Genomic DNA, 13,265 nt, shown 5'->3' with positions numbered 1-13,265 from the left:
ACGGACGGCCCATCACAGCCGTCCCGCGACGAAGGCGGCGGCCTGGTTCGTCAGGCCCGCGGATACGTAGTTGCTGTGTGCGGCGATGTCGTCGCCCGGCGAGCACACCGGGTCATTGAAGGTGCACAGATCGATGGAGCGCGAACCCCACACCGGGCTAACCGTCAGCGGCAGGCCCACCTTGGCCGAGGGATTGCCGAACACGGCGATCGCGGCGACGAAATCGGGGGTGTTGGGCGGCAGTGGGTTGGTGAATCCGACGCCGGGGACCGGCACCGCCGCGATCACGTCGATCACCGCCGCGCCCTGCGAGTACCCGCCCAGCACCAGCCTGGTGGCCGGGCAGTTGGCCATCATGTACTGGATGTGGGCGCTGGCGTCGTTGGCGCCGCCGGCCGCGGCCAGGAAGTCGAAGGTCGCCGGGTAGTTGACGGCGTAGGCGCCCACCGAGCGGTTCCCGACACGGCCCCGCAGCGAGTCGACGAAGGCCGATCCCACGCGGCCGAGGCCGGCCGATTCGTCGGTGCCGCGGGCAAACACCACCTCGATGTCGGGACAGCCCTGCGCGCGTGCGGTGGGTGCTGACACTGCCGGAGCGACGAGCAGCGCACCGACGGTGAGCACGGCCGCCGCCAGCGACACCATTCGGGCGAACCTGCGGTTCGGGCGGGCATCAAGATCGGTCTTCACCCGACGATGCTAGCTCGGCGACGGGCGCGTCCGGCCACGATGCCGCGTCGGCCGGCTGGAACTGCTCGCTGCGGTCGCCCTGGCGGGCCAGCGCGAGCCCGACGAGGACGACCGCGCCGCCGACGGCCTGCATCGCGGTGACGGCCTCGCCGAGCAGCACCCACGCCGCCAGCACCGCGAACATCACCTCGGACAGCCCGACCAGGGATGCGAACCTCGGCCGCAGCCGGGCGATCCCGACGATCCCCAGCGTGTAGGCGATCGCCGTCGGGATCAGCGCCAGCGCGACGACGGGCACCAGCCACGAGGTGGTCCAGCCCGCGATGACGGCGTCGGACGCGGTGAACGTCAGCGGCATCACGCCGGCCACGCCGAGCAGGCTCACCGTCGCCGCGCCAACGATCAGGCCGCCTGCGGCGAGCGTGATCGGGTGCAGCCCTGCCTGTCCGTCCGGACCCTGCCCGCCGACCTTGTCCGACATCAGGAAGTAGCAGGCCGCGCAGACCGCGGCCGCCAGACCCCATCCGACGCCGGCGAGGTTGATGTCGGCACCGGAGATCCCGCCCGGCCCGAGAATCCCGAGCACCAGCATGATTCCGGCCACCGCGAGCGCCACGCCGCCGAGCGTCAGGGCGGTGGGCCGCCGGCGCGTGGTCGCCCACAGCCAGCCCACGACGAGGATCGGCGCGGTGTACTCGAGCAGCAATGCGACGCCGACCGACAACTGGGAGACGGCGTTGTAGTAGAAGAGCTGAGCACCGGCGATCGGCGCGAGTCCGTACAGCACCACGGTGCGCGCATGCGTGCGCGCCTCCCGGATCCAGCCGGGGCGCACCACCGAGGCGAAAACGGCCATCGCGAGGGCGCCGCCCGCCAACCGCGCGGTGACAGCCGCGGTCGGGCTCCAACCGGCCTCCATCAGCGATTTCGCGAACGGTCCCGACGATCCGAAGGCGAACGCCGATCCGATCGCGAAGAGTAGGCCCATGCGAAAGTGGCCTGCGCCCGTGCGCTCGTTCGACGCGTGCGCGAGATTCGCGGCCATGGGCCACCTCCAACGATGTCAGCAGTGATGTAATGAGTAAAATCAACTTTGATCATGACGCTATCCGGAAAGGGGGTCATGAGTCAAATGCTTTTCAATCATGACACCGACCTCACGTTGCGGGCGGCGTGTTTGCTGATCAACAGCGACCGCGTCGACGGCGAGCAACTCCCCGACCTCGCCGCGCTCGACGCATACCTGGACGGCTTCGGCTGGACCGGCCGCCGCGACCACGACGCGGCCGAACTCGAGTCGGTCCATCAGCTGCGGGCCCGCCTCGGCAGGATCTGGGAGGCCGCCGACGACGAGGAGCGCGCCGTCGGACAGGTCAATGCGCTGCTGTCGGACACCCGAGCGGCGCCGTGGCTGACGCGGCACCCCGAGATGCCGGAGTGGCATCTGCACCTCGCCTCGGTCCACGACCCGCTGTGGCAGCGGATGGGTGCGGAGATGGCGATGGCACTGGCGGACCTGATCCGTTGGGGCGAATTGCGGCGGCTCAAGATCTGCGCCGCGCCCGACTGCCACGCCGTGTTGGTCGACCTGTCCCGCAACCGCTCGGGGAAGTTCTGCGACACCGGCAACTGCGGCAATCGCCAGCACGTCGCCGCGTACCGCGAACGCCGCTCCAACAAGTGAACTGAGCACTCCCGCACCGCCGTTACGCTGACGGAGGGGGAGAGATGCCTGGACAACCGACAACGCGTCTGCATGTCAGCGGGTACCGGTTTCTGGTGCGCCGGATGGAGCACGCGTTGCTGCGCGGCGACACCCGGATGCTCGACGATCCGCCTCGCGCGCAATCGCTTTCACTGGCGGCGGGCGCAGTACTCGCGGCCATCGCCCTCGCGATCTGTGCGGTCCTTGCCGTGGTGCGGCCGTCCGGCGAGTTGGGTGACGCGTCCATCGTCATGGTCCGCGAAACCGGTGCGTTGTACGTGAAGATCGGCGACACCCTGCATCCGGTGTTCAACCTCGCGTCGGCGCGGCTGATCGTGGGCACACCGGCGGACCCGCGCGTCGTCGGTCGGCGGGCCGTCCACCGCGCGCCCCGCGGGCCCCAGGTGGGCATCCCCGGTGCGCCGGAGGCGATCCCGACGCCACTGGGGCCGGCGGAGTCCGCGTGGACGGTGTGTGACGACGCCCGCGGGACCACCACCGTCATCGCCGGGCCGCCGGCCGACGGCGCGGTGAGACCGGGACCCGGCGTGCTGGTGACGCCGCGCGGTGCGGGCGCCGCCGCCACCTACCTGCTGTACGGCGATCGGCGTGCCCGGGTGGACCTGCGCCATCACGCCGTGGTCCGCGCGCTGCGACTCGACGGTGTCGTGCCGCGTCCGGTTTCGGCTGCGGTGCTGTCGGCGATACCCGAAGCGCCGCAGATCGTGCCACCGCACATCCCCGCAGTTGGCACACCGGGACCCCGGTCGCTAGGCGGTCACCCGGTGGGCTCCGTGGTGAAGGTGCCCCGGACGACTGCCGACTCAGGAAGTGCTGCCGACCATTTCGTGGTCCTCGCCGACGGGGTCCAGCGCATCGGCGAGGTCGCCGCAGACCTGATCCGCTACACCGACTCGCGCGTCGGTGAGCAGATCCCCACGGTGGCCCCCGCCGCCATCGGCACCCTGCCCGTTCTCGACATCCTGCCCGTCGCGACGTTCCCCGAACACGGCGGTGTGACCGACGAGCCCGTCGTCTGCGCTCGATGGCAGGCGGGACGCGCCTCCGGCAGCACTGTCCTCGTCGGTCACGCCACACCGGCGACCGGGCACCCGGTTGCGCTGGCGCAGGCCGACGCCGACGGTCCCGCGGTCGATGCCGTCTCGGTGCCCGCCGGCCGAAGCGTGTTCGTCCGCTCGGTCGGGCTCACCGGCGGCGGTCCGGGCTCGAATTCGCTTTTCCTGGTGACCGATTCGGGAACGCGCTTCGGAATCCGGGACGGCGACACCGCGGTGGCCCTCGGCCTGAACGGACCCGCCGTGCCTGCGCCGTGGCCCGTGCTGGCGGTCCTGCCGCGCGGCCCCGAACTCAGCCACCGCGACGCGTCAGTCGCCAGGGACGGCCTCGTCGCGTCGCCGTAAGCGGCCGATCGACAACGACACCACGACGATGCCCGCCGTCACCGCGAAGCACAGGACGGCGCCCTGAACCGCCGTCCGTCCGGGTGTCCGATCCGCCGCAGGCGCGGAGGTGGCCATCCGGACCGGCGCGCCCGACGCCATGCCATGACCCGCGGCGCCGGCATCGGTGACGGCCGCGAGTGCGTCGACGACACCGTGGCCGACCGCGGGATCCCATCCGGCTGCGGGATGAAGGGCGGTGTCCTCGATGCGCCGCATCACCTGCCGCGCGGTCAGTTCCGGAGATCGGGCGCGGACCAGGGCCGCGACGGCACTCACCACCGGCGCGGCGTAGCTGGTTCCCGAGATCGGCGCCGACCCCGGCGAAAACGACTGAGAGGCAGTGGTGTTCACCAGACCGTCGGCGGCCGGAGCGAGGGACACGATCGCCTCTCCCGGCGCCGCGACGTCCACCCACGGGCCGGCCAGGGTGAAATCCGACGCACCTCCGTCGGCGCTGACGGAGCCGACGGTGAGCACGTAGTCGTCGTACCATGCCGGGCTCACCACCACGGCGACGTCGTCCCAGTCCGCGGAGTCGCGGGGATTCTGGCCGGCACACTGGCCGGGACCGCCGACGTTGCCCGCCGCCGTCACCACGACGACGTTCTTGACGTCGACGGCGTAGGCCAGCGCCGCTCCCAGCGCACGGTCATCGAGATCGGCCTCGGCCGGCAGGCAGGCCACCGACGAGATGTTGATGACGGTCGCGCCCAGATCGGCAGCGGTCCGCACCGCCGACGCCATCGTCTCGACGTCGCCGAAACCCGACCCCGCGGGATCGTCGACCGCACGGAACTTGTTGCTGGACTGCCGGATCGCGAGAAGGGTGGCGTCGGGCGCGATACCGGTGAACGCGGCGGGGTCGGCCGAATCCGGGGCTGCGCCGATGATCCCGGCGACGATCGTGCCGTGGCCGTCACAGTCGGCCGCGCCGTCCTGCGTCGAGACGTAGTCACCGCCGGGGACCAGGTGCGGCAGGCGCCGATGGCGGGCCACGCCGGTGTCGATCACGGCGACCGTCTGACCCGCTCCGCGCGTCAACGCCCACACCGTGGGCAGGTCGATACCCGTCAGCTGGCCGGGAGCCGCGGAGGTTGGGGACACCGGCGGCGCCGCGACGCAGTCGTCGCGCTGGGCGGTGGGGCGCTGCGGGGTGGGCGGACCCGCCGGGGGCAGCCGGGAGTCGTCCAGCGGCGGCGGCGTCACGGCGACCGCGGTGGGGGTGGCAACCGGAGCGGCGATCAGGACCGCCACCGCCAGCAGGCGCACGGCCGCCCTCATGGCAGAGCCAGGCCCCGCACCATGCCGTAGACGCCCGTCACCCACGCCGCCAACGGCACCACCGCTGCCAGCGCGACGTACTCGGTCACCTGGACACATTGGCGGACAACGGGGTTCGGCGTGGTGGTAGCGACCCTTCGGTGCAGGGCTGCGATGGCGACCGTGACGAGGGCCGCGCACAGCCAATAGGCGTGTTCCGGCGCATTGCGCACCACTACGGTGGCGGCCACCAGCGCCGCGGTGACTCCTGCGCCGCCCAGCGCGATCCGGCGCCGCGTGTCGACATGTGTTCGTCGGCGAAGCAGCAGCAACACGGCGACGTCAGCGCAGAACAGGGCCGCGACCGCCGGCGCGTCCCGCGGATGCACGGCGACGGCGGCCACCCCGAGCACCGCCCCGCAGGACCAGCCTGCGACCAGTCCCGTCAGCACACGATGGGCGACAGCGGCGCGCCGGCTTCCGACGTCCTGCCGCGACGGCCCCAGCCCGGCCACGGCCACCGTCAACTTCGGTGCCGCGGACAGGCCGCCCAGCGACAACACCGTCAGCACGGCCCCGGCCGCGTCGAACGGCACCGCCGCGATGACGCCGATCGCACCGACCGCGGCGACCGTGCCCGTGAGCGCCGTCATCGTCGTCAGGATGGTGGTACCGCGAGACGCCGTGCGCAACAGCAGAATCGAGACCGCACACCCCGCCGACGCGGCGAGCAACACGGTCGGCGCCCACGGAGCGCCGGGCACGGCGAGGACCCCGGTCACCGACGCGAAGACCACCGCGGCCACGCTCGAGGTGACCGACAGCAGGCGGGCCGACCCGCCGACCACGATGGTCGCCGCGGCGCCCGCCGACAGGGCGGCCGCGGTCCACAGGTGCGCGGACATCCCGCTGGTACTGCCGGACCACACCAGGGCCGCGGCGCTGAGAACCGTGACGGCAAAGGCCGCGACCGCAACGCCGCCGCGCAGCGCCGCACCCTGGGCCTGCTCGACCGCGCCGGCGACGACGCCGCTCGGATCTCCGGATCTCCTGGAGGGGGGCGGCAACGGCGCCGCCGCCAGCAGAATCGTGTCGCCATCGCGAACCGCGTTCTCCCGCAACGTCAGCGAGGTATCGAGACGATCACCGCCGACACGGACCAGATACCAGCGTCGCGGATCGGTGACGGGTGGACAATCACCCAGCGCCGCGTCCACGACCGGCGGGATCAGCACGCCAACCGGACAGTCCGCGGGCAACACCACGTCCACAGCGGTCGGCTCCACCGGCCCCGCCACCTGGATGGCCAACCTGCACAACGTATCCGGCACGCAAGACAACGTAACCCCACGCGCGGCCGGACCCACGCAGAACTTCGTCGGGCTGTGGATGGAACGAGATCGGCGGTTGCCGCGTCTACTCACCAATGGATCTGCTCGGTACGCCGCTGTCTGGGCCCCCGGTCATGCCGGGCGGCCAGGTCGTCGTCGACGACCCGCCCGCGCTGCCGACGCAGGCGGCGATCAGCCCGATGGCGCGACTGATGCCCGTCGCGATGATCGCGGCGATGGCAGGGATGAGCGTGCTGTACCTGACCTCGGGCAGCGCGTCGACGCGCAATCCGATGTTCCTGTTCTTTCCCGCCATGATGCTGGTCTCGGTCGTCGGCACCCTCGCCTACGGCGCCAGGGGAACGGGGCGGGCAGCGGAGATCAACGACCAACGCGCCGGATACCTGCGCTACCTCGATACGCTCGACGGCGCGCTCGCGGACTCCGCCGCGGAACAACACGTGGCGCTGCACTGGACCCACCCGGATCCGGCGACGTTGTGGACACTGGCCGGTGGCGATCGGATGTGGGAACGCACCCCGGAGCATCCCCAGTTCTGTTCGGTGCGCGTCGGCGTCGGCGAGCAGCCGTCGGCCACCGTGGTGGTGGCACCCCACCTGACATCCGACGAAGGCGCCGACCCCGTCACCACCGGGGCGGCCCGCAGGCTGGTGGATCGCCGCTCGACCGTCGACGGGGTGCCCGTCGTGGTGGCGCTGCACACGACGGCGCGCCTGACCGTCACCGGCGATCGCGGCCCGGCCCGCGCGGTGGTGCGCGCGCTGGTGTGCCAACTCGCGACACTGCATCGGCCCGGCCTGGTGGCGGTCACCGCCGCACCGACTGCCCGCCAGGCCTGGGACTGGCTGAAATGGCTGCCGCACCACGGCGACGACGCCGGGCTTCGGGTGGTGATCGTCGACGGGGGCGCCGGGCCCGCGCCCGACGACGGAACCACCGTCGTCGAGATCTGCGCCGGCGAGCGGGGATCCCCGGTGACCCTCCACGCCGNCGGCATGGGCCCACACGGATTGTGTGTGGGCGCGACCGGTTCGGGCAAGTCGGAGTTCCTGCGCACGTTGACGCTCGGGATGATCGCCGCGCATTCACCCGAGACGCTCAATCTGGTGCTGGTCGACTTCAAGGGGGGCGCCACCTTCCTCGGCATGGACACCGCCCGGCACGTTTCTGCGGTCATCACCAACCTCGCCGACGAGGCGCCGTTGGTGGCCCGGATGCGCGAAGCCCTCGCCGGAGAGGTGCACCGCAGACAGGAAATCCTCAGGGCGGCGGGCAATCTCGTCAACATCGCCGAGTACGGACGCGCCCGCACGCACAACCCCACCCTTCCGCCGCTGCCCGCGCTGTTCATCGTCGTCGACGAGTTCTCCGAGTTGCTCAGCCAGCATCCCGACTTCGCGGAGTTGTTCGTGGCGATCGGACGGTTGGGGCGCTCCCTGGGTATGCACCTGCTGTTGGCCAGCCAGCGCCTGGACGAGGGCAGGCTGCGCGGACTGGAAACCCACCTTTCCTACCGGGTGTGCCTGAAGACGTTCTCGGCCAGCGAGTCGCGGGCGGTACTCGGCGTGGCCGACGCCTACCACCTGCCGACGCAGCCGGGAGCGGCCTACCTGAAGACCGCCTCGGGCAGGGTGACCCGGTTCCAGACCGCGTTCGTCTCGGCCGGGTACACCCCAAGACCGCGTCCTGCATCACCGGTCGGCGGGCCGGTGGTCGAGCTCTTCACGCCGGCGACCACGGCGCGCGTCGCCCGCCCGTCGCCACCGGACGCTCCGGCGAGCAGACCGCGGTCCCTGATGGACACGGTCCTGCACGCGCTGTCCGGACGCGGCCCGGCGGCGCACCGGGTCTGGTGGCCACCGCTGGGTCGACCGCCCCGTCTCGAGGAGCTGTTGCAGAACGAGCCCGCGGCCGCCCACCTACGCGTTCCGATCGGCCTGGTGGACTGCCCGTTCGAACAGCGGCACGACCGCCACATCATCGAGTTGTCCGGAGCCGCAGGCAATATCGCGGTCGTGGGCGCGACGGGGGCAGGCAAGTCGACCACGCTGCGCACCGTGATCTCCGCGCTCGCCGCCACCCACGGCGCGGAGGTGGTCCAGTTCTACTGCCTGGATCTCGGTGGCGGAGCCCTGGCGACGCTCGCCGGCCTGCCCCACGTCGGGTCGGTGGCCGGCCGCGCCGACGCCGACCTGTGCCGCCGCACGGTCGCCGTGCTGGACTCGGTGTTGCGGCACCGTGAAGCGGCGTTCCGGCGCCTCGGCGTCGCCTCGTTCGCCGAGTACCGCGCGCTGCGCGCCACCGTCCCAGAAATGGGCGACGATCCCTATGGCGACGTGTTCCTGGTGATCGACGGGTGGGCGACGGTTCGCCAGGAGTTCGACAGCCTGGAGGGGCCGATCACCGCGCTGGCCGCACAGGGGTTGTCGTACGGCATCCACGTGATGATCGCCGCGGCCCGATGGGCTGATCTGCGACCGGCGCTGAAAGACCAGATCGGCACCCGCATCGAACTGAGACTGGGCGACCCCGCCGATTCGGAGATGGATCGCAGGCGGGCCCGCGAACTGATCCACCTCCCGCCGGGGCGGGGCATCACCTGTGAGGGCCGCGAGATGGTCATCGCCTCACCTCCTGCCGAACCCGTGAAGCGGCGAGGCGGCCCAGCGGCCCCGCCGGTCGCGCTGCTCCCCGCACATGTGGAGCACCGCGCCCTGGTTGCGGCGGCACCGCCGATCCGCCGGGGCGAGGTGGTCCTGGGACTCGGTGAACGTGAATTGGCACCGGTGGCAGTCGATTTCGCCGAACACCCGCACCTGCTGGTACTCGGGGACAACGAGTGCGGCAAGTCGGCGCTGTTGCGCCTGCTGTGCACCGAGATCGTACGGACCCGCCGCCCCGGCGACGCGCAGCTGGAGATCGTCGACTTCCGCCGCGCGATGCTGGGTCTCATCGAATCCGAGCATCTCGCCGGCTACTCGGTGTCCAGCGTCGCGCTGACCTCGCGAATGGCATCGCTGACGGACCGGCTGCACGCCAGGCTGCCCGACGAACACGTCACCCAGCGGCAACTGCGGGACCGCAGCTGGTGGGAAGGGCCGGAGATTTACGTCGTCGTCGACGACTACGACCTGGTCGCGGGGGCCACCGGAAACCCGCTGACACCGCTCGCCGACTTCCTGCCGCACGCCAAGGATCTCGGGCTGCACGTTGTGGTGGCACGTCGCTCCGGTGGCGCCGCCCGGGCGATGTTCGATCCCGTTCTCGCCCGGCTCCGAGACATGGGCTGCGCGGGTCTGATGATGAGCGCCGCCCCCGACGAGGGCGTGTTGCTCGGCACCACCCGGCCGGGCCCGCTGCCCGCGGGACGTGGCACGCTGATCGTGCGTGGCAGACCCGACGAACTGCTGCAGGTCGGGTGGGTCGATCCACCGTGAACCCCGCCGTGGTCGAGGTCGGCCCGCAGACCGTCCGAGGGCCCAACAGCGGCCCGCGGGATTGGATCTCGGCCGCCATCGAATGCATCGACGATCGGCTCGCGCTGCTCGACGAACGGCCGGTCGAGGTGCGGCGGCTGTGGAGCGACCTCCTCGACGTGGTCGCCGCAGCGCGCGGCGAGACGCTGGTCCTCGTCGTTCCCACGTGGTGGTCGACGGCGCGCGTCGAGCTGGTCACCGACTCGGCCCGCGGTGTGGCCGCTGAAGTCGTTGTGCTGCAACGAGCCTCGATGCTGGGCGCCGTGAACAGCGCAGCCACGGTGGTGGAGTTCTCCGAGGAGTTCGCGGTCGTCGCATCACCCGCCTCCGAGATCGAGGTACTGCCCCGCGGTGACCGCGACCTCGCGGCCCACCTGGGCGCCGCGGCCGAGGTGCTCGTCGATGTGCCCGCAGGTGTTGCCAGGCCGGCACCGGCGCTGTTCGCTCGGCTTCGCGCCGCAGGCATCCCCGTGACGCACGCCGACCGCCGCCGAGTGGTGCACGCCGTGACCGGTGTGTTGCCGCAATCCGCACCGGCCGGGGCCGCGGATGAGCGCTCGCGGCGTCGGGCGACCGCAGTGCTCACCGGCGTCCTGCTGTCGGTGGCGGCACTCGGCGGGGGATGGGCAGCGCAGGGGCTGTCAGGCCAGAACCGGGCCGATTCGCCCACGGCAGTACTGGTCGAGGGCCGCGTCGAAATCCTGGTACCCGCGCAGTGGACGGTGGAGCGCGTCACTTCGGGGCCCGGATCGGCCCGGCTGCGGGTGTCGGCGCCCTCGGGCGACCGGACCGCTCTTCACATCACGCAGTCTGTCGGCGCGGCGCCGGCGACGATGGCCGATGTCGCCGAATCGCTGCGGCGCGCATTCGAATCCGAACCCGCCGGGGTGTTCGCCGACTTCGATCCCGGCGGCAGCGTCGGCGGCAGGCCCGCGGTGACCTACCGCGAGGTTCGGAGGGACAGTGAGACCGACTGGGCCGTGGTGATCGACGGTGAGGTCCGCATCGCCATCGGCTGTCAGAGCGCAGCTGCCCACCGCGCCACGATCGACGATGTGTGTGCGCGCGCCGTCCGGTCGGCGCACGTGGTGGGCTGAAATCGCATGGAACCGAACTGCTTACCGCCGCGTCCTACCTACATACCGCTTGTGCAGACACGAAAGGATCGCGATGACGACCCCGTCCGGGCCCTCGGGCCCAGCGCTCACCACCGACCTCGACCTGATGATCTCGGTCGCGGGCAAGACCGACGCCCGCAACGACGAGATCCGGGCGCTGCTGCAGTCGTTCATCGGCAGGATGAGCAGTGTCCCGCTCTCGGTGTGGGGCGGCGTGGCCGCTGCGCGCTTTCGCGACGTCGTGGAGCGGTGGAACGCCGAGTCGCTGAAGTTGAACGCCGCGCTGCAACGCATCTCGGAGACCATCCGGGACAACGAGCGCATCCTGCGGGAGGCCACCGACAGCCACTCGCAGCGCATCGGTTCCGTCGCCACCAACCTCTGAGGAGCATCTGATGGACCCCACGCTTTCCTACGACTTCGCCGAGATCGAATACACCGTCCGCCAGGACATCCACTCCACGTCAACGCGGCTGAACGCGGTGCTGGACGACCTCCGGGCACAGATCACCCCGTTGCAGTCGACCTGGACGCGCGAGGCGGCCGAGGCCTACCGCGTCGAGCAGACCCGCTGGGAGCAGGCCGTCGGGGCGCTCAACCACATCCTGTTCAGCCTGGGCAACGCGGTACGCGACGGCGCCGACGACGTCGCCGCCACCGACCGCAGCGCAGCCAGCGCCTGGGGCCTGTAGAGACACGGCCCCACCACAGTCTGTGCGGCCCCCGGACGGAGGGGAGCCGAACGGGGGCCGCACAGTCACTGTCTTCGCCCGGTTTGGGCTATGGTGGCGCCAGGTGTGATGGCCGGCACAGTCCACGGTCAGGAGCGTGAACGCAACGGTGGCAAGTCCGAAGGAACGACAGGGCGCCAGCCCGTCGCCCTCGCGGTTGCGTGCGGTCCACGAACTGTTCGTCGCCGGTGAGGTCGACGCCACCTACCTGAACTCGAACGCGGTGCGCCCGGTCGTCGCGCAGAGTTGGCAGCGCAGCCTGGCCGGCGGTGTCGATCCCGACCTGGACGGTGCCCGCGCCGCGGCCGCCCTCACCGCGGTCGAGCGGCTGCGGGAGACGCATCCGCTGGCGCCCGCGCTGCCCGTCATCCGTCGCCTCCTCGTCGACGACGCGGCCCACTCCGGCGTCGTCGTCGCGGTCAGCGCCGCCGACGGCACGCTGCTGTGGGTCGAGGGTGACCCGACGGCATGCCGCAAGGCCGAGGCGATGAACTTCGTTCCCGGAGCCGACTGGAGCGAACGCGGCGCCGGGACCAACGCGCCTGGCACCGCGCTGGCGCTGGACCGCGAGCTGCAGATCCACGGGTCGGAACACTTCTCGCGCGTGGTCCAGCCGTGGAGTTGCACCGCGGCACCCGTGCACGACCCGACCACCGGCGCGTTGCTCGGCGCGATCGACCTGACGGGCGGCACGCAGGTGGCGACCTCGCAGACACTGGCGCTGGTGCGCGCGACCGCGGTGGCCGTCGAGAACCACCTCGCGTTGCTGCGGGTGGCGGGCGTCGCCGCCGAACCCGCAACCCGCAAGCCGCATCTGGTCGTGCTCGGCGGCGACCGCCCCCGCTGGGTGACCACCGACAGCTACGGCCATCTGCGGGCGGCCCACCTGACCGGTCGCCACGCCGACATCCTGGTGTTGCTGAGCAGGCATCCGGAGGGACTGTCGGCAGACCACCTGGCCGTGCTGCTGGACGACAAGGACCTCGACGTGGTCACGGTGCGCGCCGAGATGTCCCGGCTGCGCAAGGTCGTCGGCGCCGAGAACCTGGGGTCGCGTCCCTACCGGTTGCTGGTGCCGATCACCAGCGACATCGGCGAGGTCTTCGACGCACTCGACGCCGGCGACGTCGAGTCCGCGCTCGCCCGCTATCCGGGCCCGCTGCTGACGCAGTCGGTGTCACCGGCGATCGCGCGGTTGCGCACCCAGCTGTCGGCGACGCTGCGCGGCGCGGTCCTCGCCGAGAGCAGGCAGGGGCGGCCGGGACTGCTGCGGCGCTGGCTCGAGTTGCCCGAGGGCCGCGACGACCGGGACGGCTGGCGGGAGCTGCGGGACAGCGCCGGACTCAACGCGGTGGCGCGGGCGCAGGCGGGCGGGCACCTCGCGGGCCTGGACTTCGAACTCGGCTGAGAACCTGAGCAGCATGCCGCGCCACGGCCCTGACCCGGGCAGACGGTGGTGTCGAACGCGAG

The 13,265-nt window shown here is 71.7% G+C and carries 11 protein-coding genes; 7 read left to right on the top strand and 4 right to left on the bottom strand.

Annotation, left to right across the window (positions count from 1 at the left end; translation table 11 throughout):
- Positions 1–12: 12 nt before the first annotated feature.
- Both H7I57_RS03905 and H7I57_RS03900 read right to left on the bottom strand, forming a co-directional pair.
- A complete protein-coding gene (locus H7I57_RS03905) occupies positions 13–645 on the bottom strand; it encodes a cutinase family protein (RefSeq protein WP_264022109.1) in 633 nt (210 codons plus the stop codon).
- A gap of 28 nt (positions 646–673) precedes the next feature.
- A complete protein-coding gene (locus H7I57_RS03900; protein ID WP_264021991.1) occupies positions 674–1,735 on the bottom strand; it encodes an EamA family transporter in 1,062 nt (353 codons plus the stop codon).
- 87 nt (positions 1,736–1,822) lie between these two features.
- Here H7I57_RS03900 and H7I57_RS03895 point away from each other — a divergent pair, with 87 nt between their 5' ends.
- A complete protein-coding gene (locus H7I57_RS03895; RefSeq protein WP_264022108.1) occupies positions 1,823–2,374 on the top strand; it encodes a CGNR zinc finger domain-containing protein in 552 nt (183 codons plus the stop codon).
- 44 nt (positions 2,375–2,418) lie between these two features.
- Complete coding sequence (gene eccB, locus H7I57_RS03890) at positions 2,419–3,816, top strand: type VII secretion protein EccB (RefSeq protein ID WP_264021990.1); 1,398 nt, start codon at positions 2,419–2,421, stop codon at positions 3,814–3,816.
- Here eccB and mycP read toward each other — a convergent pair.
- Both mycP and eccD read right to left on the bottom strand, forming a co-directional pair.
- Complete coding sequence (mycP, locus tag H7I57_RS03885; RefSeq protein ID WP_264021989.1) at positions 3,781–5,139, bottom strand: type VII secretion-associated serine protease mycosin; 1,359 nt, start codon at positions 5,137–5,139, stop codon at positions 3,781–3,783. The two genes, eccB and mycP, sit on opposite strands and share 36 nt — an antisense overlap.
- Positions 5,136–6,449 (bottom strand): type VII secretion integral membrane protein EccD, encoded by a 1,314-nt coding sequence (eccD, locus tag H7I57_RS03880; protein ID WP_264021988.1) that lies wholly within the window; start codon positions 6,447–6,449, stop codon positions 5,136–5,138. The genes mycP and eccD overlap by 4 nt, the downstream gene beginning before the upstream one ends.
- Before the next feature lie 134 nt (positions 6,450–6,583).
- Here eccD and eccCb point away from each other — a divergent pair, with 134 nt between their 5' ends.
- From eccCb to H7I57_RS03855, 5 genes are all read left to right on the top strand, one after another.
- Positions 6,584–9,907 carry a type VII secretion protein EccCb gene (eccCb, locus tag H7I57_RS03875; protein ID WP_443678326.1) on the top strand — a complete coding sequence of 1,108 codons (3,324 nt, stop codon included), beginning with the start codon at positions 6,584–6,586 and terminating at the stop codon, positions 9,905–9,907.
- Entirely contained in the window at positions 9,889–11,043 is a 1,155-nt protein-coding gene (locus H7I57_RS03870) for a type VII secretion-associated protein (protein WP_264021986.1), read from the top strand. The genes eccCb and H7I57_RS03870 overlap by 19 nt, the downstream gene beginning before the upstream one ends.
- A gap of 73 nt (positions 11,044–11,116) precedes the next feature.
- The gene (locus H7I57_RS03865) at positions 11,117–11,449 is read left to right on the top strand and encodes a WXG100 family type VII secretion target (RefSeq protein ID WP_264021985.1); all 333 of its coding nucleotides are present in this window, start codon (positions 11,117–11,119) and stop codon (positions 11,447–11,449) included.
- 10 nt (positions 11,450–11,459) lie between these two features.
- On the top strand, positions 11,460–11,756 hold the full coding sequence (locus tag H7I57_RS03860; protein ID WP_264021984.1) for a WXG100 family type VII secretion target: 297 nt from the start codon (positions 11,460–11,462) through the stop codon (positions 11,754–11,756).
- Positions 11,757–11,892: 136 nt separating this feature from the next.
- Positions 11,893–13,203 carry a helix-turn-helix domain-containing protein gene (locus H7I57_RS03855; protein ID WP_264021983.1) on the top strand — a complete coding sequence of 437 codons (1,311 nt, stop codon included), beginning with the start codon at positions 11,893–11,895 and terminating at the stop codon, positions 13,201–13,203.
- Positions 13,204–13,265: the final 62 nt, after the last annotated feature.

The organism is Mycolicibacterium pyrenivorans (genome assembly GCF_025821625.1).
Classification (GTDB): domain Bacteria; phylum Actinomycetota; class Actinomycetes; order Mycobacteriales; family Mycobacteriaceae; genus Mycobacterium; species Mycobacterium pyrenivorans.
The sequence above is the reverse complement of the archived record's forward strand: the minus strand, read 5'-3'. Positions and strand labels throughout refer to the sequence as shown.